20 protein-coding genes are annotated in these 20,681 nt (G+C 66.0%); 10 read left to right on the plus strand and 10 right to left on the minus strand.

The features are described from left to right. Window positions 1–26: 26 nt before the first annotated feature. Entirely contained in the window at window positions 27–1,151 is a 1,125-nt protein-coding gene (locus H8S47_RS09450) for an NADH:flavin oxidoreductase/NADH oxidase (protein ID WP_187503621.1), read from the plus strand. A 93-nt stretch (window positions 1,152–1,244) separates the two neighbouring features. Here H8S47_RS09450 and H8S47_RS09455 read toward each other — a convergent pair whose 3' ends face one another. Further along, window positions 1,245–1,907 carry a sulfite oxidase-like oxidoreductase gene (locus H8S47_RS09455; RefSeq protein WP_187503622.1) on the minus strand — a complete coding sequence of 221 codons (663 nt, stop codon included), beginning with the start codon at window positions 1,905–1,907 and terminating at the stop codon, window positions 1,245–1,247. A gap of 143 nt (window positions 1,908–2,050) precedes the next feature. Here H8S47_RS09455 and H8S47_RS09460 point away from each other — a divergent pair, with 143 nt between their 5' ends. The 4 genes from H8S47_RS09460 (at window position 2,051) to H8S47_RS09475 (ending at window position 6,897) form a co-directional block, all read left to right on the plus strand. Then, the gene (locus tag H8S47_RS09460; protein WP_187503623.1) at window positions 2,051–2,617 is read left to right on the plus strand and encodes a carboxymuconolactone decarboxylase family protein; all 567 of its coding nucleotides are present in this window, start codon (window positions 2,051–2,053) and stop codon (window positions 2,615–2,617) included. A gap of 143 nt (window positions 2,618–2,760) precedes the next feature. Further along, on the plus strand, window positions 2,761–3,876 hold the full coding sequence (locus H8S47_RS09465) for an HlyD family secretion protein (RefSeq protein WP_187503624.1): 1,116 nt from the start codon (window positions 2,761–2,763) through the stop codon (window positions 3,874–3,876). Then, window positions 3,876–5,468, plus strand: coding sequence for an MFS transporter (locus tag H8S47_RS09470; RefSeq protein ID WP_187503625.1), 1,593 nt, complete (start codon window positions 3,876–3,878; stop codon window positions 5,466–5,468). The genes H8S47_RS09465 and H8S47_RS09470 overlap by 1 nt, the downstream gene beginning before the upstream one ends. Window position 5,469: 1 nt before the next feature. Next, a complete protein-coding gene (locus H8S47_RS09475; RefSeq protein ID WP_187503626.1) occupies window positions 5,470–6,897 on the plus strand; it encodes an efflux transporter outer membrane subunit in 1,428 nt (475 codons plus the stop codon). A gap of 59 nt (window positions 6,898–6,956) precedes the next feature. Here H8S47_RS09475 and cydB read toward each other — a convergent pair whose 3' ends face one another. From cydB to H8S47_RS09510, 7 genes are all read right to left on the minus strand, one after another. Further along, entirely contained in the window at window positions 6,957–7,970 is a 1,014-nt protein-coding gene (cydB, locus tag H8S47_RS09480; protein WP_187503627.1) for a cytochrome d ubiquinol oxidase subunit II, read from the minus strand. Beyond that, complete coding sequence (locus H8S47_RS09485) at window positions 7,967–9,361, minus strand: cytochrome ubiquinol oxidase subunit I (protein ID WP_187503628.1); 1,395 nt, start codon at window positions 9,359–9,361, stop codon at window positions 7,967–7,969. The genes cydB and H8S47_RS09485 overlap by 4 nt, the downstream gene beginning before the upstream one ends. A 289-nt stretch (window positions 9,362–9,650) precedes the next feature. Next, window positions 9,651–10,949, minus strand: coding sequence for a cytochrome c (locus H8S47_RS09490; protein ID WP_187503629.1), 1,299 nt, complete (start codon window positions 10,947–10,949; stop codon window positions 9,651–9,653). After that, window positions 10,946–13,249, minus strand: a complete 2,304-nt coding sequence (locus H8S47_RS09495) for a xanthine dehydrogenase family protein molybdopterin-binding subunit (protein ID WP_187503630.1) — start codon at window positions 13,247–13,249, stop codon at window positions 10,946–10,948. The genes H8S47_RS09490 and H8S47_RS09495 overlap by 4 nt, the downstream gene beginning before the upstream one ends. Then, entirely contained in the window at window positions 13,249–13,689 is a 441-nt protein-coding gene (locus H8S47_RS09500; RefSeq protein WP_187503631.1) for a (2Fe-2S)-binding protein, read from the minus strand. The genes H8S47_RS09495 and H8S47_RS09500 overlap by 1 nt, the downstream gene beginning before the upstream one ends. A gap of 237 nt (window positions 13,690–13,926) precedes the next feature. Then, on the minus strand, window positions 13,927–14,400 hold the full coding sequence (locus tag H8S47_RS09505; protein WP_187503632.1) for a MaoC family dehydratase: 474 nt from the start codon (window positions 14,398–14,400) through the stop codon (window positions 13,927–13,929). A gap of 10 nt (window positions 14,401–14,410) precedes the next feature. Then, the gene (locus H8S47_RS09510; protein WP_187503633.1) at window positions 14,411–15,037 is read right to left on the minus strand and encodes a hydrolase; all 627 of its coding nucleotides are present in this window, start codon (window positions 15,035–15,037) and stop codon (window positions 14,411–14,413) included. On the opposite strand from H8S47_RS09510, the gene H8S47_RS09515 reads away from it, so the two are divergent. Both H8S47_RS09515 and H8S47_RS09520 read left to right on the plus strand, forming a co-directional pair. Next, window positions 15,036–15,218 carry a hypothetical protein gene (locus H8S47_RS09515; RefSeq protein ID WP_187503634.1) on the plus strand — a complete coding sequence of 61 codons (183 nt, stop codon included), beginning with the start codon at window positions 15,036–15,038 and terminating at the stop codon, window positions 15,216–15,218. The two genes, H8S47_RS09510 and H8S47_RS09515, sit on opposite strands and share 2 nt — an antisense overlap. A gap of 293 nt (window positions 15,219–15,511) precedes the next feature. After that, window positions 15,512–17,002 carry a sensor histidine kinase gene (locus H8S47_RS09520; RefSeq protein ID WP_187503635.1) on the plus strand — a complete coding sequence of 497 codons (1,491 nt, stop codon included), beginning with the start codon at window positions 15,512–15,514 and terminating at the stop codon, window positions 17,000–17,002. Here H8S47_RS09520 and H8S47_RS19210 read toward each other — a convergent pair. Both H8S47_RS19210 and H8S47_RS09530 read right to left on the minus strand, forming a co-directional pair. After that, complete coding sequence (locus H8S47_RS19210) at window positions 16,908–17,282, minus strand: response regulator transcription factor (RefSeq protein ID WP_187503636.1); 375 nt, start codon at window positions 17,280–17,282, stop codon at window positions 16,908–16,910. The genes H8S47_RS09520 and H8S47_RS19210 overlap by 95 nt on opposite strands. An 80-nt stretch (window positions 17,283–17,362) precedes the next feature. Then, window positions 17,363–18,019: a response regulator transcription factor gene (locus H8S47_RS09530; RefSeq protein WP_187503637.1), complete on the minus strand. Its 657-nt coding sequence runs from the start codon at window positions 18,017–18,019 to the stop codon at window positions 17,363–17,365. Window positions 18,020–18,159: 140 nt separating this feature from the next. On the opposite strand from H8S47_RS09530, the gene H8S47_RS09535 reads away from it, so the two are divergent. The 3 genes from H8S47_RS09535 to H8S47_RS09545 all read left to right on the plus strand — a co-directional run bounded on the left by H8S47_RS09535 (window position 18,160) and on the right by H8S47_RS09545 (window position 20,663). After that, window positions 18,160–18,981 (plus strand): alpha/beta fold hydrolase, encoded by an 822-nt coding sequence (locus tag H8S47_RS09535; protein WP_187503638.1) that lies wholly within the window; start codon window positions 18,160–18,162, stop codon window positions 18,979–18,981. Window positions 18,982–19,416: 435 nt separating this feature from the next. Continuing rightward, window positions 19,417–20,028, plus strand: a complete 612-nt coding sequence (locus H8S47_RS09540) for a M17 family peptidase N-terminal domain-containing protein (protein ID WP_187503639.1) — start codon at window positions 19,417–19,419, stop codon at window positions 20,026–20,028. Then, complete coding sequence (locus H8S47_RS09545) at window positions 20,022–20,663, plus strand: response regulator transcription factor (protein WP_187503640.1); 642 nt, start codon at window positions 20,022–20,024, stop codon at window positions 20,661–20,663. The genes H8S47_RS09540 and H8S47_RS09545 overlap by 7 nt, the downstream gene beginning before the upstream one ends. The last annotated feature ends 18 nt before the right edge of the window (window positions 20,664–20,681 follow it).

Consider the following 20,681-nt stretch of genomic DNA (forward strand, 5'->3'; position numbering starts at 1 on the left):
ACCCGATAGAGACGTTAGGATCATCCGTGGCAAAGCGATTCCAACCCCTGTCCGTCGGCGGACTTCGTCTGCCGAACAGGATCGTGATCGCACCGATGTGCCAGTATTCGGCGGTAGATGGCCGGATGACCGATTGGCACACGATCCATCTTGGAGGGCTCGCCCTTTCGGGCGCAGGCCTGCTCACGATCGAAGCCACGGCCGTCGAGCCTGCTGGGCGGATAAGCTACGCCGACGTCGGACTCTGGGACGACGCCACCGAAGCCGCGATGGCGCGCACGCTCGAGAGCGTTCGCAAGTGGTCGAACATGCCCATCTCGATCCAGTTGTCCCACGCCGGACGGAAGGCTTCGACGGAAGTGCCCTGGAAGGGCGGCGGGCAGATTCCGGCCGACTGGATCAATGGCTGGCAGACGCTGGCACCGTCGCCATTGCCTCTGGATGCTCGGAGGGATGCTCCGCTCGAACTTGATCACAGGGCCATGAGACGAATCCTCGGCGGGTTCGTCGACGCGGCACGGCGAGCCGCGAGGCTGGGGCTCGACGCGGTTCAACTTCATGCGGCGCACGGCTATCTGCTGCATCAGTTCCTGTCTCCGCTGTCCAACCACCGCACCGACGAATACGGTGGCGACCTAGCCAACCGGATGAAATTCCCCCTCGACGTCTTCGACGCCGTGCGGGACGCCTTTCCGAGCGACAGACCGGTAACCGTGCGCATCTCCGGCTCGGATTGGGTCGAAGGGGGTTGGGACATCGAGCAGACCGTCGCCTTCGCCAAGGCGCTGGAGAGGCGGGGATGCGACGCCGTCCACATATCGAGCGGCGGGCTCGATCCTCGCCAGCAGATCCCCCTCGGACCGAACTACCAGGTGCCGTTCGCACGAGCCGCGAAGGAGGCCGTCGTATCGATGCCCGTGGTCGCCGTGGGCCTGATCACCGAGTTCGAACAGGCGGAAGCGATCATCGGAACCGGTGACGCGGACATGGTCGCGCTGGCGCGTGCGATGCTCTACGATCCGCGCTGGCCATGGCACGCGGCGGCCCATCTGGGCGCGAGCGTGAAGGCGCCCGATCAGTATCTTCGGTGCCAGCCGCGCCAATACCGCGATCTCTTCCAGACGGCGGAGGAGGCCGACTCGAAACCCTGAAGCCGGCGGCTCGCATCTGAAGCGACTGCGCGCCTGAGGTACGCACTTTTGGAGCCGCCGATCTCTGAAGGCGCCAGGGAGTAAGCAGGTTCGTCAGCGGTATCGTTCCTCGGCCCAGGGATCGCCGCGGTTGTGATAGCCCCTCGTCTCCCAATACCCGGGCTCGTCCTCGGTCACGTAGCGTATCGAACGAAGCCATTTGGCGCTCTTCCAGAGATAGAGATGGGGAACGACCGCGCGAACCGGCCCGCCATGTTCACGCGTGAGCAGGTCGCCGGCCCAGGAATGCGCGAGCATCGCCTGATGGTGGGCGAAGTCGGGTAGCGTGAGGTTCGTCGTGTAGCCGTCGCTGGAGCCGAGCACGACGTGGGTCCGGTCCGAAAGCGGCGGAAAGGCCGCGAGCAGCGTGGTCGTCGCGACGCCTTGCCATTCGTTGTCGTACCGCGACCATGCCGTGACGCAGTGGATGTCCGAACGCATGTCCGTTTGGGGAAGATCCAGAAAGGCGTGCCAAGCAAGGTTCACCCGGCCCTGCGAGCACCCCTCGATGCTGAGCGCCCAGTCCTCATGCCGAATGGCGGGTTCCACGCCGAGATCGAGCACGGGCCATTTCGTCGTCAGGTGCTGCCCCGGCGGCAGTCGTTCGACGCGTTGCGCCGGCGTCGGCGGCTTCGAGGACGGATGCGACTTCGCGCGATCAATCTTGCGGAGGGTGAACCCGCTTTCCGGCGGGGTGGCTTCGGGTTCGTCTTCCATGCAACCTCCGTGCTGTTGGCGAGTAGCCTCCGCTTGCACGAAACCGACGCCGTATGTTCGAACCTGACGCAATGCGATCCTCGCGGGTTGCCGTGTCCGGTCGGGGTCCTAAGTCTCGACCCGACCTGCATGAGGAGTCTAGAATGCGTCTGCCCCCAATAGCTCCGTCGGATCTCACCGATGCACAACGCCCCCTGTTCGATCAGATGGCCGCTGGCGTGTCGGCGAAGTTCCAGGACTTCACGACGACGCGCGACGACGGCGCCATGCTCGGTCCATGGAACGCTTGGCTTCACGATCCCGAACTCGGCGCTGCATTCTGGGGATCTACGCAGGCCTTGACGAAGGCGAAGCGCATTCCCGACGCCGCGCGGCAGGTGGCGATCATCGCGACAGGCGCGCATTTCGGCGCCGCGTATGAGATCTACGCCCATTCCGCCGTCGCGCGGGCCAAGCATGCGATGACGGATCGCCGCATCGCGGCGCTTGCTGCAGGCGAACGTCCGGACGATCTCGACGACGACGAGGCGACCGCGCATGACGTTGCGAAGGGGTTGCTCCGCGGCGGCCCCCTTCCCGCTCCGCTCTACGATCGCGCCATCGCCCGCTTCGGTCAGGCCGGAACGAACGAGTTGATCTACCTGGTCGGTCACTACTGCTTCGTATCGATGACCTTGAACGGCTTCGACGTCCCGGTGCCGCAGGACTAGGGCCGGCCGCAGCTGAGAATGCCCACGGTGGAACGGATCGGATGCCGCTTTCGGGACCCGGGCAAAGGTTAGGTTCGGATCATCCAAGCCTCCGGTAGGCTGACGCCGTACCCTCCAAGCCGTTGGACAGTGGGGTGCGTTGAATGGGATCGTCTTCGACCGGCACGTCTTCGGCAATCACGCATGCGGATGCACCGGTCGAGCGTCCTCGCTTCGCATGGTTCTCGAGCGAGCGTGTCATCGGCGTAGCAGTCTTCCTGCTGGCGGCCGCCGTCCTCATCGTGTGCATCCAGAACTGGAATCGCTGGATCGGTGCGGTACGCCACCAGAGCACGGATGACGCGTATCTCACTACGGATCTCACGCCGCTGAGCGCCCGCGTATCGGGCTACGTCCGCGCCGTGCCCGTTCAGGACTTCCAGACGGTGCGGCGCGGGCAGTTGCTCGTGCAGATCGACGACGACGACTACAGGGCCGCCGCGGCACAGGCGGCTGCGAACGTGGCTGTCGCAGAGGCGGCTGTCGCCAACCTCAAAGCCGAGCAGGGCCTTCAGAAAGCGAACATAGTGGCCGCCGGCGCCACCGTCGCGGCCTCCCTGGCGACGTCCAGGCGCGCGGATCGCGCAGCGACGCGTCAGCATGTGCTGCTAGCCGGCGGAGCGGGTTCCGAGGACCAGGTCGAGGCGGCCGATGCGCAGGCGACGGTCACTGCGGCGGACCTCGATCGGGATCATGCGAACCGGGGCGCGGCGACGGAGCGGATGAAGGTTCTCGCATCTCAGGTGAACCAGGCTCGGGCTTCGGTCGCCGCAGCCAGGGCTGCCGCCCGGATCGCCGACATAAGCCTGCGTCACACGCGCATCCTTGCCCCTGGGGACGGAGTCGTCGGGCAGCGGCAGGTGCATCCCGGGCAGTTCCTCGCGATCGGCGAGCAGGTCCTCGCGTTCGCGCCGCTTCCGCGCATCTGGGTCATCGCCAACTTCAAGGAGACGCAGATGGCGCACGTCTTCGTCGGGCAGCGAACCAAGGTCACCGTCGACGCCCTTCCCGACAGGATCTTCTCGGGCCGCGTCGTCGGATATGCACCCGCATCCGGCGCACAGTTCTCGCTCCTGCCAGCCGACAACGCGACCGGCAACTTCACGAAGATCGTGCAGAGGATCGCGGTGAAGATAACCCTCGACGTCGACAGCGGAACGCTTGCCCGCCTGCGACCGGGAATGTCGGCGAACGCCGTCATCGACACGGGCATCCGTTGATGGCGGCGACGGCGCCCGCGCCCGTGGAGCTCGTCGCTCCGAGGCCGTCCTGGCGTGCGTGGGTCGCGGTCGGCGCGGTGCTCTTCGGCGCCTTCATCTCCACGTTGACGGGGCGGCTGTCGAGCTTCGGACTCGCAGACATCCGCGGCGCTCTCCACGCCGGCTTCGACGAAGGGGCTTGGATCACGACGGCGCAGACCGTCGGCCAGATGCTGGTGACGCCCGTGGCGGTCTGGGCCAGCGGCGTATACGGAGCCAAGAGGGTCCTCACATGGGGTGCAGTCCAGTTCACCCTCGTGTCCGGCCTCCTGCCCTTCTGCACATCCATCGAGCCGTTCCTGGCTCTGCAGTTCCTGTCGGGCATCGGCTCGGGAACCTTCATACCGCTGACGCTGGGCGTGGTCCTGCGCTCTCTGCCGCAACGGATGTGGGCCTACGGGATCGCCGTCTACGGCCTCAACCTCGAGCTTTCGCTCAACATCTCCGCATCGTTGGAGGCATGGTACGTCGACAACTGGGACTGGCGGTTCATATTCTGGCAGAACGTTCCCTTGGGCATCGCCATGCTAGCGTGTCTTCACGTCGGGTTCGGTGCGCAGGTCGCGCCGAAGCGGTGGTCGTGGCCGAAGCCCTTCGGCGTCCTTACCGTCGGCCTCGGCCTGGCGCTCGTGTATGCCGGCCTGGATCAGGGAAACCGGCTGGATTGGTTCGGGTCGGGCATAGTGGCGGGGCTGCTTCTGGCAGGCGCCATCCTTCTCGCGGGAGCGCTGCTGCTCGGCCTCCTTCACCCCAGCGCATGGTTCGACCTCGCCGCGGCCATCCGCTGGCCGATGCCGCTCCTCCTTCTCAACATCTGCGTCCTGAGGCTCACGATCCTTTCGACCGCTTACCTCATCCCGCAGTTCCTGGTCACGGTGCGCGGCTTTCGGACATTCGAGGTCGGGCAGGCCCTTCTCTGGATTGCCGGTCCGCAGCTGATCACGGCTCCGATCGTGGCCGTGCTCCTCCTCCGACTGCAATCCCGATGGATCGCATGCGCGGGTCTCGTTGCGATCGCCGGGGCGTGTTTCATCGTGGCGCACGGCATGACCCCGCAATGGGGTCCGGAGCAGTTCCTGCCGACGCAGCTGCTCCAGGCGCTTGGCCAATCCCTGGCGCTCAGCGGCATCGTGTACACGGGCCTCCACTACATGAAGCCGGACGCGGCTCCGACGTTCGGCGCGATGCTGCAGACCGCGCGGCTTCTGGGCGGCGAGGCCGGCCTCGCGTTCGTCGTCACGTTCGTCCGTCAGCGCGAGCAGCATGCGTCCGCCACGATCGGTCAGCATGTCGCGGTCGGCGATGCAGCGGTCTCGCAGCGCCTTTCGGAGTACGGCTCGTTGCTGGCAGGCCATGATCCTTCCGGAACGACGGGGGCTCGTTCCCTGGCGCTTCTCGCGCGGTCCGTCAGGCAGGCCGCGGACACGCAGTCGGTCATAGACGGGTTTCTCGTCATAGGGCTGATCGCGTTCCTCGCACTGGTCCTGATGATAGTGCTCGGCACCGCCCCCTCGGCGGCCGAGCCGGCAGGGACGGTTCCTCATGGGAAGTAGAGTGATCGTCGCCATCGGGTCCGTCGTCGTCGCGACGATGGCCGGTTGCGCCGCGGGTCCGGACTATCGTCCGTCGGTTCCTCCGCTGACGGCATCCGGCGCCTTCGCCTACGTACCGCCGGCAGCAGAAGGCGCTAACGACCTGCCCACGTCGTGGTGGCGGCTCTACGACGATCCGGTCCTGAACGGCCTCGTGGAGCGCGCGCTCCTCGCGAATGCGGATGTCCGAGTGGCCCAGGCGAACCTCGACGCCGCCCGTGCTTCACTCAGGGGCGTGCGCACCACACGCCTGCCCGCAACCCTCTCGGATGGCGGCGCGACGTACGGACGATCGTCCACGACGACGCAGATAGCCGACTCCGAAGGCCGGACCGCGCCTGATCGAACGATCGACACCTTCGGCGGATCGATCAGCTACGAACTGGACCTCTTCGGCCGGAACAGACGGTCGATCGAGGCCGCCTCCGCGGACGTGGGGGTGTCGGAGGCGGAGCGGGACGCGGCCCGCGTAGTGGTCGCCGCTGAAACCACCCGGGCATACGTGTCGGCCTGCTCGACCGCCCATCAGGGCCTGGTCGCGAAACGCACCGCCTCGGTCGCGGCCGAGGAGCGCGACGTCGTCGGACGGCAGTTCGCGGCCGGCGGGGCCACCCGGTTCGACCTTGCCCGCACCGACACGCTCTACGCGCAGACCTTGGCGGACATTCCCGGGCTCGAGGGAGAGCACCGCGCAGCGCTGTTCGCATTGGCCGCCATGCTGGGCGTCGGACCGGGCCAGGTCCCGGCAGCGGCGGCGGAATGCGCCGTGCAACCGGCAATCGGCCGCCCGGTCCCCGTAGGCGACGGTGCGGCTCTGATCCGTCGGAGGCCGGACATACGGGCCGCCGAGCGGAACGTCGCGGCCGCCAGCGCTCGCATCGGCGTTGCGCAGGCCGATCTGTATCCCAGCATCTCGTTGTTCGGCTCGGCGTCGACGTCGGCGCCGGACCTCGGCGGGCTCGGAACCCGGCCGTCGACGTCGTTCGGCTTGGGGCCGCTGATCTCGTGGTCGTTCCCCAACGTAGCGGCGGCCCGAGCACGCATCGCAGCGGCGAAGGCTACGGATCGAGTCGCGATCGCTCGTTTCGACGGGGCGGTGCTGACTGCGCTGAAGGAGGTCGAACAATCGCTTGCGCGCTATTCGGCCGCCCTCGACCGGACGCGTCATCTGGAAGTCGCAGCAGCCAACGCCGAGGTCGCGCTGGACCTGGCGCGGATGAGCCTGGCTGCAGGATCGATCAGCCGGCTGGACATGCTCGAGGCCGAGCGGACGCACGTGGGCGCGCAGGCGTCGCTGGCCGCTGCCGAAGCGCAGCGCGGAGACACGCTGGTCACTGTGTTCAAGGCGCTTGGCGGCGGGTGGCAGACCGATCGACAGCCTGCCGACTGAGCCCCGCGGCAATGCTGCGGGGCTCCGCCACCATCGATGAAGTACCGACGGAGCGCTCTTCAGTATCCGCTCGCGCCGGCGTTCACCTTGCCGCGGAAAACCCAGTAGCTGTAGCCGACGTAGGCCAGGATGATCGGGACTATGACGATCAGCGCGGTGGCCACGATCACCTGCGTCCGATAGGACGACGTAGCCTCCCAGATGGTCATCACCCCTGGAATGGCAGCTGGCCAGATGCTGGCGCCGATCCCGCTCAAGGAGGCTAGGAAGAGTACGATCGACGCGGCGAAGCTCAGCCATTCCCTCTGCGCGGAAAGGGACCGCCACGCCGTCACCCAGGCAGCAACGGCGATCAGGGGAAGCGGTGCGAGCGTCGCCATCGACGGCCAGCTGAACCACTTGCCGGCGACCGAAGGCAACGACAGCGGAGTCCACGCGCTGACCAGCGCGATCGCGGCGGCAGTCACGAGCAACGCAGGCCTAGCCGCCCGGCGCGCGAACTCCTGGACCTCGCCGCCGGTCCGCCAGATCAGCCAGCCGGCGCCGAGGACCGCGTAGCCGGCGACGACGCCGAACCCCGTCGCGACCGAGAAGGGGGTCAGCCAGTCGAACGTCCCGCCCGAGAAGCGGCCGTCCGTGACCGAGATCCTGCCGGTTATGAAGGCCCCGAGCACTGCACCCTGGCAGAATGCGGCCAATGCCGCGCCGCCCGAGAACGCCAACGACCAGGCCAGTTCGAACCTGCCCCTCTGTGAGCGGAATTCGAAGGCGATGCCGCGGAGCACCAGCCCGAACAGCATCAGCGCCAGAGGCACGTAGAAAGCGGGAAGCAGGATGGAGAACGCTGCGGGGAAGCCGGCGAGGAGCACCATGCCGCCCAGGACGAGCCACGTCTCGTTGCCGTCCCACATGGGTTCGAGCGACCTCATCATGACGTCCCGATCGTCCGTCCGCTGCGCGAACGGGAACAATATGCCGACGCCGAGGTCGAACCCGTCCAGTGTGACGTACAGGGCGATGACGAACGCGGTCGCGCAGGCGAAGAAGATCGCCAAATCGGGATGCGATGTCACGACCGCTTCTCCTTCGCGTCGACCGTCGCCGCGAGTCCGTCCACGCCGACCGGACGGGCGACGGGTGGCGGCGGCGACGCGTCCGTCGGGCCGCGCAGGACCATTCGCCCTGCGTACCAGAAGAATCCGAGCAGCAGCATGTTGTAGAGCACGAGGGCGACGCCCAGTGATCCGGCCACCGCGCCGCCCGCAATCGGCGAGACGGCTTGCGAGGTCCTCATCAGGCCGTAGACCACATAGGGCTGGCGACCGACTTCGGTGATGGTCCAGCCCGCGAGCGTGGCGATGAAGCCGAGCGGAATGCCGGCCATGCAAAGCAGGTGATACCAGCGCGCAGCGTAGAGCCGGCCGCGCATCCGGAGCACCGCGCCTGCGATCGCGATGATCAGCATGGCGACTCCGCAGCCGACCATGATGCGGAATGCGAAGAACACGGGCAGGACGGGCGGTTGCTCGGACGGCGGCACCTCCTTCAGACCCTTGATCTCTCCGTCGATGGAGTGGGTCAGGATGATGCTGCCCAGCAGCGGCACCTCGAGCGCGAACCTGTTGCGCTGCTCCTTCTGGTCGGGCCATGCGATGACGTTGAGCGGAGCGCGCCTGGCGGTGACCCATCTTCCTTCGATGGCCGCGAGCTTCATCGGTTGGTATTTCCGGGTGTTCAGGCCGTGCTGATCTCCGATCACCATCTGCAGCGGCACGAGGACGAGTGCGAGCCAGAGCGCCAGCGAGAAGCAGGCCGTTCCCGCAGCCCGATCCCTGCCGTCGCCCCGCCACAGCCAGAACGCGGACACCCCCGCCACGACGAACGATCCCGTGACGAAGCTGGCGGTGAGCATGTGGGCGAGGCGATAGGGCATCGAAGGGTTGAAGACGACGCCCCAGAAGCTCGTCGCCACGAAACGACCGTCCGCCGTGATCGTGAACGCGGTCGGCGTCTGCATCCAGCTGTTCGCGGATATGATCCAGAATGCCGACATGACCGTGCCGGTCGCCACGATCACACAGGCTGCGAAATGGACCTTCTGGTTCACGCGCTCCTGCCCGAACAGCATGATCCCGACGAACCCGGCTTCGAGGAAGAAGGCCGTCAGCACCTCGAGCACGAAGAGCGGTCCGATCACGTCGGCTGTCGCTCTCGCGTAGTTCGACCAGTTCAGCCCGAGTTGGTACGAGATGACGACGCCCGTGACGACGCCCATGCCGAACGCCAGGGCGAAGATCCGAATCCAGAAGCGCTGCAGCATCCGATAGACTGGATTTCGCGTCCTGAACCAGGCGACGCCCAGGAATACGATGAACCAGGCGAGCCCGATGGTGAATGCCGGCCACAGGATGTGATATCCCATGGTGAAGGCGAACTGCAGCCGGGAGAGTATCAGGGGTGTCATCCCCGCAGCCTAGCCGCGCCCTTGGCGCTCGCTTGTCGAAAGCGAACGCGACCGAGCATCTTCGGATACGATGTCTGCATCGCACGACGTCGCTGGTGCGCGAAGCATGGAACCGCCCGGAGACCACCGCTCGCGCGGCCTCCGGAATCCACGGCGCTGGCAACGTGCCGTGCATGTAGGGCGAGACGCGAGCGCGGCGACCTTCCCGCGCGTATCCGACCGCAACACCCTACCGCGGAAGCATGCCAGACGGACATGGCGCCCCGTCGGGGTCCGCCCTTCCGAACTCTCAGTCGATCCGCGCCATGCGGACCTGCCGAGGAGTGACGGTGCCCCGTTTGCCGGAGAAGTGACCGATCACGTAGTTGGCGACCGCTGCGACCTCGACGTCCGAATAGGCCTTTGCGAACGCCGGCATCGCGGTCTGAGGCACATCCCCGGGAGCAGCGGACCCTTCGAGCACGCCCCGCACGAGGTTGGCGCCCGCAGGGTCGTTCACCGAGTGCGAACCCAGAAGCGCCGCTCGGGAATTCTGCTGACCGGTCCCGTTCCACCCGTGGCAGCTCGCACACGCTCCAGCGAAGATCCGGCTGCCCAGCGACCGTTCGTCTTGGGCAGGATTCCAGGGCCCGGACGCACGCACGGCGGCTGTGGGAGCCACCACCGCGGCTTCCGGTCCGACCCGGCGCGCTGGAACGGTCCGGAGATAGGCCACCACGGCGTCCACGTCCTGAACCGACAGCTTCGAAAGGCTGAGGTCGACCGCCTGACGCATGGCGCCGGTGGCCGATCCGTGTCCCGGCGCGTGACCGGATGACAGGTAGGCTGCGATGTCCGCGGAACTCCAGCCGCCGATACCGGTGTCCCGGTCCGGTGTGATGTTCCAGGCCTTCCAGCCGTCCACTTCGCCGCCGGAGAGGGCTTCGTCCTGCTTGCGGGCGAACATGAGGTTGCGCGGCGTATGACATTCGCCGCAGTGGGCCAGGCCCTGCACGACGTACGCCCCACGGTTCCAGCGGGCGTCTCGGGACGCATCGTCGACGAACGGTCGGCGGGTGCTAAAGAGAAGCTTCCAGCTGCGCATCACCCGTCGCTGATTGAACGGAAAGACCAGATCGTTGATCCTCGACGGCGTATCGGCGGGCGCCAGCGTCGCGATGTACTTGCGGATCGCGAGGATGTCGTCGGTCGAGAGCAGGGCGTAGCTGGTGTAGGGAAACGCCGGATAGAGATCCTCTCCGTGTCGTCCGACACCGGACCGCATGGCACGTACGAACTCCGCGTCGCTCCAGGCGCCGATGCCGTTGGAGCGGTCGGGCGTGATGTTGGGCGAGTAGATCGTTCCGAACGGAAGCTTGAAGGGCAACCCGCCGGCGAACGGCTTTCCTCCATCTACCGTATGGCACGCCGCGCAGTCGGCAGCGACGGTGAGGTACCTGCCTCTCTCCAGAAGGGCGGCGCCTCGAGGTTGGGCTCCGCTCGCGGCGACCGCTGGCAGCGGATGGGGCAGGAAGAAGAAGAGTCCTGCGGCGACCACCGCCAGAAGAGCGATGGACGCAAGGCTCCGCCAGAGGGTGCGTCGCTTCATGACCGGTCGGCCTTCGAAGATGCCATCCCCACCACTCCCACAAGAGCGGCGGCCTCGAGCAGCCCGGAGGTCACTGAAGGAACCTCGTCGTCGCTGCCCTCCATCGCCAGGAGATTGCGATCGATCGGCAGCGACCTCAGCCTGATCCCGGTAGCGGCGAAGATCGCGTTGGCCAGCGCAGGCGCCGCCGAAACCGTCCCGACCTCGCCTATGCCGCCCGGATCCGCCGTACTCGCCATCACGAGGACTTCGAAGGGCGGCACTTCGTTGATGCGGATCTGGCGGTAGTCGTGGAAGTTGCTCTGCTGCACCCGTCCGTCCTTGAACGTGATCTCGTTGTGGAGGGCCGCGGACAGGCCGAACAGCGTGCCGCCCTCCAACTGGGCTTCGACGCTGTTCGGATTGACCGCGATGCCGCAGTCGATGGCGGCGATCGCGCGGCGGAGGATGACCTCTCCCTGCACATCGACCTCGACCTCGACGACGAGCGCTGCGTGGCTCTTGAAGCTGTCGTGCAATGAGATGCCACGGCCGCAGCGCGGAGGGAGCGGCTTACCCCAGCCCGCCGCCGAGGCTGCCTTTTCGAGGACGGCAAGCGAGCGCGGGTTCTCTCGAAGAAGAGCCTTCCGGTAGGCCACCGGGTCCTGCCCCGCAGCGTGCGCGAGTTCGTCGACGAAGCTCTCCACGACGAACACGTTGTGGGTCTCGCCTACGCCGCGCCACCAGTTCAGCGCGACCGGTCCATCCTGACGTACCCAGTCCGATCGGGTGTTGGGGATCGAGTACGGTAGTTCCGCGGCACCGGCGACGGCGTCCGGGTCGAGCTTGTCGGCCGGCCAGGGGCGACGGTCGTAGTAGGGACGCACGGTCGAACCGGTCGTCCTGTGCGTGAATGCCGTCGGAAGGCCGTCTGCCCGGAGCGCTGCCGTCACCACGTCATGATACGATGGTCGGAAACGATCGTGCTGGATGTCCTGCTCGCGCGTCCAGATGATCTTCAGCGGATAGTCGACCTGCCTGCCGAACCGGGCGGCCTGCTGGATCGTGTCGACGGCAAGACGACGGCCGAATCCGCCACCGATCATGTGATTGTTCACCATGACCTTCTCAGGTGCGAGCCCGAGTATCTCGGCGGCGACGATGCGGGCTATCTCGGGTACCTGCGTTCCGACCCAGATGTCGCAGCCGTCGGGCCTGACGTGTATCGTCGTGTTGATCGGTTCGAGCGCGGCGTGGGCGAGATAGGGCAGATCGTAGGTCGCCTGTATCGACTTCGCGGCATCGTTCATGACGCCGTCGGGATCGCCGGTCCTGCCGCCGCTGATGGGCGTACCGCCAGCGGCCCGCAGCGCCGCCGCCAGCGTGTCGGAACTGAGTTCGGCATGAGGTCCTTGGTCCCAGACCGGCTCCAACAGATCCAGGCCCTTGCGTGCGGCCCAGTAGGTCAAGCCGACCACGGCGACCGCATCAGCGATCCTAAGGACATCGACGACTCCGGCGGCTCCGCGGGCAGGCGCATCATCCAGAGATCGCAGCGTCCCTCCTACGGTCGGCGCCATCGCGATCGCCGCGTAGCGCATGCCGTCGACCTGCACGTCGATGCCGAACCGTGTGCCCCCGTTCACCTTCGTCATGGTGTCGACGCGCCTGAGCGGCTTGCCGATCACCTTGAAGTCCGCCGGTTGCTTCAGCGTCACCTCGGAAGGAACCGGTTGCCGTCGGGCCGCCTGGGCGAGCGCCGCGTATGCCAGCGAACGTCCCGTGGCGTCGTGGAGCACCCTCGCGGCCTCGGCGCGGCATTGACCTGGCGGCACCTGCCAGCGTTCCGCCGCTGCGCCTATGAGCATCGTGCGTGCGACCGCGCCGGCCCGTCGCAGCGGCATGAAGAACGCGCGGGTCGAAGTGGAGCCGCCCGTAGCCTGTGCCTTCAGCAGCGACTGGGTGTAGGCGGCCACGTCGGGCGGAGCCATCGCGACCTCTACCTGATCCAACGAGACCTCGAGCTCCTCGGCGATCATCATCGCTTCGCCGGTCGCGATGCCCTGCCCCATCTCCACGCTCGGCACGACGAGGATGATACGACCGTCGTCCCCGATGCGGATGAAGCCGTCCGGCACGAAGCCGTCGAAGCCGGTCGCGGCGGCGTCGTAGGCTCCGATCCTCCGCAGGTCCGGCTCCGATGCGAACGCGCGAGCGACGCCGGAATAGGCGAAGCCGACCAGGAGTGCGCCGGCCGTCAGAAACCGCCTGCGCGAAGCGTCGGGAAGGTCGTCCTCGACGAGGATCGCGCATCGCGTCATCACGCCGCCTTTATCGCTGCGCGGATGCGCGGATATGTGCAGCACCGGCAGATGTTCCCCGACATGGCCGCATCGATGGCGGCGTCCGTGGGGCTCGGGCCACGGGCGATGAGCGCCGCGGCCGCCATGATCTGCCCCGACTGGCAGTAGCCGCACTGGACGACCTGGAGGGCCAGCCAGGCAGCCTGGACCCGCTTGCCGGCTTCGGTTTCGCCGATGGCCTCAACGGTGGTTATGCTGCCGCTTACGCTTCCTACCGGAAGGACGCAGGAGCGCACCGGCTTGCCGTCGACGTGCACGGTGCAGGCGCCGCACTGGCCGATGCCGCAGCCGAACTTCGTGCCCGTGAGTCCGACGATGTCGCGAAGCGCCCAGAGGAGGGGCATGTCCGGGTCCGCGTCCACGTCCGTCTGGCGGCCGTTCACCGTCAATCTGATCAACGCCCGGTCCTCATTGCACGCTTCCCCGAAGGCCGCCGTGGGATCGTTGCATCGCGCAGCGGGCGTCGGCCGTTGATGTGAAGGCTAGGCCGCGCCGTCGAGCGTGGCTTGGATCATCCTGATCAATTAAGGCGCGCGCCCTGCTCGTCCGCGATCGACCGCGGTTTCGGCAAGTTTACGGGTCGCGTTACGAGCGAGGTGGGGAACCCGCACCTCGCTCGTGCACGACCTGCCGCGTCAACCGGTGCGGAGGAGGTACTTGTGCATTCCGGACAGGACGAGCGCCCCGTCCTGATTGTGGATCGTGACGTTCGTCGTCACCTCGCCCTTGCCGTCCAGCGGCTTGAGATCGACGATTTCCAGCGCTGAGTAGAGGGTGTCCCCGGCGTGGACCTCGACGAGGAACTTCGCCGAAAGCTCGGTGAAGGCGATGAATATCGCTCCGAAGTTGTGGGGCAGAAGCGTCGCTCCGGGTGCCGTGAACGCGAGGACCTGCAGACCGTGCACGACGGGTGCGGGATGGCCGTAGCGTTTCGCGTAGCCGACGTCGTAATGGATCGGATGGTTGTCGCAGGAGACCGCCTGGAAGGCTGACGCATGCGCGTCCGTCAAAGTCCGGCTCGGTGCGCGGAATATCTCGCCTACCTTCAGGTCGTCGAAGGAGCGGGCTGGAACGATCTGCCAGTCGGTGGCGTCGAACGTGAAGCTCATGGTATCCTCCTCAGCTTGGCTTGATCATGTCGCGAGCGTAGTCGAGCCCGATGCCGTACCCGCCGCCGTGATCGACGACGATCGAACGGGCGGCCTCGTAGGTCTCGTGTCGGGTCCAGTCCCGCTGCATCTCCAGCAGGAACTGCAGCCAGGACGTCATGATCGCCCCCGCCTGCTGCATCCGGACGAGCGCCGCCTCGTGGCTCGCAGTGGTCAGTCCGCCGCACGCATCCGCAACCACGTGGACGCGGCGTCCTTCCGCCAAGGCCGAAAGCACTGGAAAGCTCACGCATGCCTCGGTCAGAAGACCGGCAATTACGAGGACCTTGCGGCCTGTCGCCTCGATCGCCGATCGTACGGCCTGGTCCTCCCAGAGGTTCATGTTCCGTCGCTCGATCGGCGTGACGTCGGGCAGCACGGCGCGCAGCGGCGGCATGAGCGGTCCGCTGTACACCTTCGACGCCGACGTGCTCGCAACGACGGGAATGCCGAAGGCTACGGCAGTCCGGGCGAGTGCGACGGCGTTGCTCCGAAGAACCTGCCGGTCCGCCGAGCCTGCGGCAAAGGCGAGCCCCGCCTGCTCGTCTACCAAGACCACCGCGCAGTCCGCGGGTGTCAGGAGTGCATTGTCCGCCATGATCCGTCTCCATGTTGATGACGAGACAATGGCCGCTCAGGAAGCCGCGTTCTTGGCGTTGCGCCGCGCGATTTGGACCTGGCGGACATCGGCTGCATCGGACGGCGCCGAAGCGACGGGCTCGCTTGAAAGTCATCTTCCGCCGGCAGCAGGTGAGCAGGTCACCGATCGACCGTCGTGATGAAACGCCCGCCCTGCCGGCGGATGCTTCTGCACCAATGCGCTGCCCCCCCCCCCCTTTCGGGGGTACCGACTTCACCCCGTCCGGGGCTGATGCTCCTGTCGCGAAACGCGTATGGTTACGCAATGGCAACGAACGCATCTGATCTCGCGTCGGTTCGATCGTCGGGCGATGGTCCATCCGTCCGCTGGTCGCACCTTGCGCGTGTCGGACTGCCGGTTGCTCTGACCGCCGTCATCTTCGCGCTGGACGCGTTCACGACCCTGCCCGGCGCGATTGCGACGCTCTACGTGATGACGCTCCTGATGGTGGGCACGGAAGCCGTCGGTCGCCGCACCATCATCACATGGTCCGTGGCATGCGCGGTGCTCACGCTGCTCGCCTTCGCGATCGTCCACGGGCGCGGGCCGGAGATGACGGCCGCGTCCAGGCTCGTCATCAGCCTGCTGGCCAACGCGGTCACCACGATCCTGCTACTTCGAGGAAAAGCGGTCTACGCCGCGATGCAGGTCAGCGAATCACGCTACAGATCCATCTTCAACGAGCTCGCCGTCGGGATCTGGGAACACGACTTCACGACCGTGCAGGCCGCGCTTTCGGAACTGCGCTCGCGTGGCGTCTTCGACCTCCGCCGCTACATCGAGGACAATCCGTCGTTCGTAGCCGAAGCGCGCCGGATGGTACGCATAACCGACGTCAACGCGACTGCCATGACGATGATGGGCGTGCATTCCCAGGCCGAGTTCTTCTCCCATTTGAGCGATTTCCTGCCGGAGACCGACGATACGTTCGCGGAGTGCCTGATCGCGATCGATGAGCGCCGCGCGCTGTTCATAGCCGAAACGATGGTCCAGCCGCGACGCGGCGATCCGATCGACGTGATCGTGATGTTCAGCCTGTCGGGCAGCGGGCCACTTGCCCGGGTCCCCGGCAGCGTTCTCGATGTCAGCCAGCGGAAACGTCTGGAAATGCAGATGGCCCGAACCCGTGCCGATCTCGCCCAGGTCCAGCGAGCCAGCGCACTCGGCGCGATGACCGCGTCCATCGCGCACGAGATCAACCAGCCGCTCGCCGCCATCAGCGGATATACCGATGCGGCGTGCCGTTGGCTCCGTCGCGACCCGCCCGCGATCGAAGAGGTCGATGCCGCGTTGAAGGGCTTGGTGTCAGCGGTCGATCATGCGGGACAGGTCGTTCAGCGGGTCCGTGCGCTGGTCGGGAATGCGCGGACGGAAACGCAGCCCGTCGATCTGAACGACGTCATCCGCGAGGCCGCCTCGTTGTTCGAACGGGGGGCCACGGAGGGTTCCGCCAGGATCGTCCTGGAACCCGAACCGGATCCGGTGGTTTGTGAGGCGGACCCCATCCTGCTCAAGCAGCTGCTCGTGAACCTCGTCACGAACGCCATACAAGCGATGCATCTGATGCGTCCCACCGACCGCGTGGTGACGCTCTGCGTGCGGCGTACGGGGACGCACGCGAGCATTGCGGTAGAGGACAACGGGCCGGGCTGGGACATAGACCGGGACAGCGCGTTCCAGACCTTCTACACGACGAAGGCTGAGGGGATGGGCCTGGGTCTTTCGATCTGCAAGGCGACCATGGAGAGCCTCGACGGGGCGATCGAACTCGGTACCACCGATCAGGGCGGGGCATCCGTGCTGCTGAAGTTTCAATTGGGCCGGAGCGCTAGCGGCGGATCGCCTTCTCAACCGCGGCTATCAGTAGTTTCGAATCCAGAGGTTTCTCGAGAAGAGCCGCAAATCCGAGTTTCTCGCATCTAGACGCAAGGGTGGGATCCGCATGGGCCGTCATCAGGATGATTCTGGGGGGACGATCGCGGCTCGCCAGTTCGGCAGCGACCGCAAGGCCCGAACGGCCCGGCATCTGCAGGTCGGTGAGCACGCAATCGACGATGACGCCCGAGGAGAGAAAGGCGTCGCCGCAATCGAATACATGGGTGCGATGGCCCATCGATCTGAGAAGGCTCGAGACGGCCCCTCGGACCAGATCGTTGTCATCCACGACCGCAATATTGGCATGGTGCAACAGCGTACCTCTCATGCGCCCGAATGGGGCGACGATGCCTACTAGCCATCGCTCAGGCAAAAGTAAGCCTATACAAGCGTCTATGTCAGCAGCGCTTACCTGGATGTGCCGTAGGAACTGGCACTTCCATCACCCGCTGTCTTCGACAGAACTTCCGCTAGACGGACAAGATCCGCGACGGTCCGAACGCCCATCTTCTTCATGACGTTCGCCCTGTGCATCTTGACGGTTATCTCGGCGATGCCGAGTTCCCCTGCCACCTGCTTGTTGAGCAGTCCTCGGACCACGCCCGCCATGACCTCGGTCTCCCGCGGCGTCAGCGAATCGTGCCGTGTCCTCACGGCTGCCGTATCCTCTGCCGCCGAGATCTGATCGCGGCCTCGCGCCAGGGCGGCGTTCACGGCGTCGAGTATGTCCTGGTCTCGAACGGGTTTGGCTAGGAAGTCGACGGCTCCCGCCTTCATCGCCTTGACGCTCATGGGGATGTCCCCGTGCCCCGTCATGAAGATGATCGGAATGTCGGCGCCCCTCGACGCCAGCGTCTCCTGGAACTCGAACCCGCCGATGCCCGGCATTCTGACGTCCACCACCAGACAGCAGAGCGTCCGTGGAAGCGGCGCGTTGAGTACCTCCGCTGCACTGCCGTAGCAGACCGTCTTCAATCCCACCGATCGGAACAGGCTGTCCAGGGCGCCGCGGACGAGCTCGTCGTCATCGACGATGATGACCAGCGCTTCGGTCGTGTCGTACATGTCGCGGGCTCATTTCCTGTATCACGAGATCGGGTACGGATAACGCAAAATCGGGACCGATCCTACAAGCCCCGCCTCGCATGTCCTGCGAAACGAGGTCGGAACGGGGCGCAATGGTCGCGCGTCGTCAGGAGCGCTTCATGCCATACGTAACCGCCGAGGATGGTACCGAACTCTATTACAAGGACTGGGGCACTGGTCCAGCGATCTTCTTCAGCCACGGCTGGCCCCTGAGCGCCGACATGTGGGAGCAGCAGATGATGTACTTCGCATCGAACGGCTTCCGCGTGCTGGCCCACGACCGGCGCGGATTCGGACGGTCCGGCCAGCCTTGGAACGGGTACGACTACGACACGTTCGCCGACGACATAGCCTTGGTCCTGCAGACCGCGGGCGTCCAGGACGTCACGATGGTGGGCTTCTCCATGGGTGGCGGCGACGTGGCGCGCTACATCTCGAAGTACCGAGGTGCCCGCGTCGCGAAGGCATGCCTGACCTCGTCGGTCACCCCCTACTTCATCAAGGCCGACGACAACCCGGACGGGGCGCCCAAGGCCATCTTCGACGGCATCCGCGAAGGCCTGATCAAGGACCGTCCGCAGTTCATCGACGACTTCTCGACGTTGTTCTACGGGACCAACAAGCATCCGGATGCCGTGTCGGAAGGCATTCTCAAGCAGACGCTCCAGATCGCGCTCACCGCATCGATCAAGGCGACGTACGACTGCGTGACGGCGTTTTCCGAAACCGACTTCCGTGCCGACATGGGGGCGTTCACCATGCCGACCCTGATCATACACGGCGAGGAGGACCAGACCGTTCCCATCGGGATGTCGGGGGAGGCGGCGCACAGGCTGATCCCGCATTCGGAGTTCAAGCGTTACGCCGGCGCACCCCACGCTCTCACCATGACCCACCGGGACCAGTACAATGCCGATCTGCTGGCCTTTCTGAAGAGCTGACCTTCGTGACGAGCTGACCGTGCGGTGGGCGCCTCGGGCGCCCGCCGCTTCGGACGCCGGCAAGCCGAAACGTAGTCTGGCCGATCTGTCGAACGCGTTCCTCAAGACCCCGATCCGGACACAGCCGATACCCTCCCACCTCCGCGCGCAACCTGCGTGATCGGGGCGCGGCTGGTCCGCTTCGCTCCTGGCCTCGGATATCCTGCCGTCGATGAGGCAGAGGTACCAGCTCTGCCCATGGCCGCGCTTTGTACGGGCTTGTCCTGCGCGCGAGCCTGTTCGGCATGCTCTCGGAAAACCGGGTCTTGCTGAAGGTATTGCGCGGGAATCGCCAAGAAGCAGCGTCCGATTTCATGATCCAAGTGCGCGGAGGCGGAATGGCCGATCCTGTCGAGGCCTTCTGAAGTCGAAGCGTTCACCCGGAGTTGTCGAAGAATGGCGAAATCGAAAAACGAACATGTCGCGCCGATCAACCAACACATCGGATCCTGGCGGGGAACGCGGATCGACATCGTCGGGGATCACATAGCCAACATCCCGGCGATGCTGTCCATAGCGGGGATGTTCGCTCGCGAGGCGGACGGTATGACGATCGTGGGTGGGCTGTCTCATTTGGACGACGCGTTGGGCGGCGCCGTGCGCCGGATGCGATCCGACGGCATCTTCGAAGGTCGGCTTGGAGAGACCATGGTGCTGTCCGCCCCGCCCCTCCCCGTCAGGGCGGACGCGATACTGATGATCGGGCTGGGCGACCCGACCGAATGGTCGCCTGAGGTAATGCGATCCGTCGTCGCCGTGGCGGCACGGAGGGCCATGCAGCTTGCCGTGTCCAGCGTCGCCTTTGCGCCGGGTCTGCATGACAGCGGCCTGCGGGGCCGCAAGGTGCTGGGCGCTGAAATGGCCATGCTGACCGGGTTGTGCGGTGAAATCGAAGTCGCAGCAGGCAAGCCACCCGAACAATGGGTCTTCTGCGCCCATCCTGCGCACTTCGAAGTCACAACGCGCGATTTCGCGCTGGCCTTCAACGACCTGTCGGCGCCATGCTGACGACCGTGACGACATCCAAGATAATCCGCGTCCTGGTCGTCGACGACCATCCCTTTCTTCGTGAGGGCGTGCGCGCGGTCATCGCGACGCAGGCGGACCTGTGCGTGGTGGCCGAGGCCTGCAACGGGACCGGGGCGGTCGAGCAATACCGCGCGCACCTTCCCGACGTCGTGCTCATGGACCTGCAGATGCCCGGTATGAGCGGGCTCGAAGCTATCGTAGCGATCAGGTCCGAGTGGCCTGACGCGCGGATCGTTGTCCTCACCACCTACTCGGGCGACGCGCAGGCGTTGCGTGCATTGAGGGCCGGCGCCTCCGGGTACATCCTCAAGAGCAGCCTGCGAAAGGAGCTGCTGGATACCATCCGCTCGGTATCCGCCGGCGGTAAGCACCTCGACACGGCCGTGGCGACGGACATCGCCATGCACGTCATCGAGGACGCGCTGACCGATCGGGAGATCAGCGTACTGGAACTGGCTGCCGCGGGTAACTCGAACCGGGCCATAGGCAACCGGCTCAACCTCGCGGAGGAAACCGTGAAGGGGCACATGAAGGCAATCTTCATAAAGCTTTCGGCAGCGGATCGCACGCATGCCGTCGCCATCGCAGCCCGCCGGGGAATAATCGACCTCTGACGGGGGTTTCCGGCTGGA

It is taken from the genome of Sphingomonas albertensis (assembly GCF_014358075.1).
Classification (GTDB): domain Bacteria; phylum Pseudomonadota; class Alphaproteobacteria; order Sphingomonadales; family Sphingomonadaceae; genus Sphingomonas; species Sphingomonas albertensis.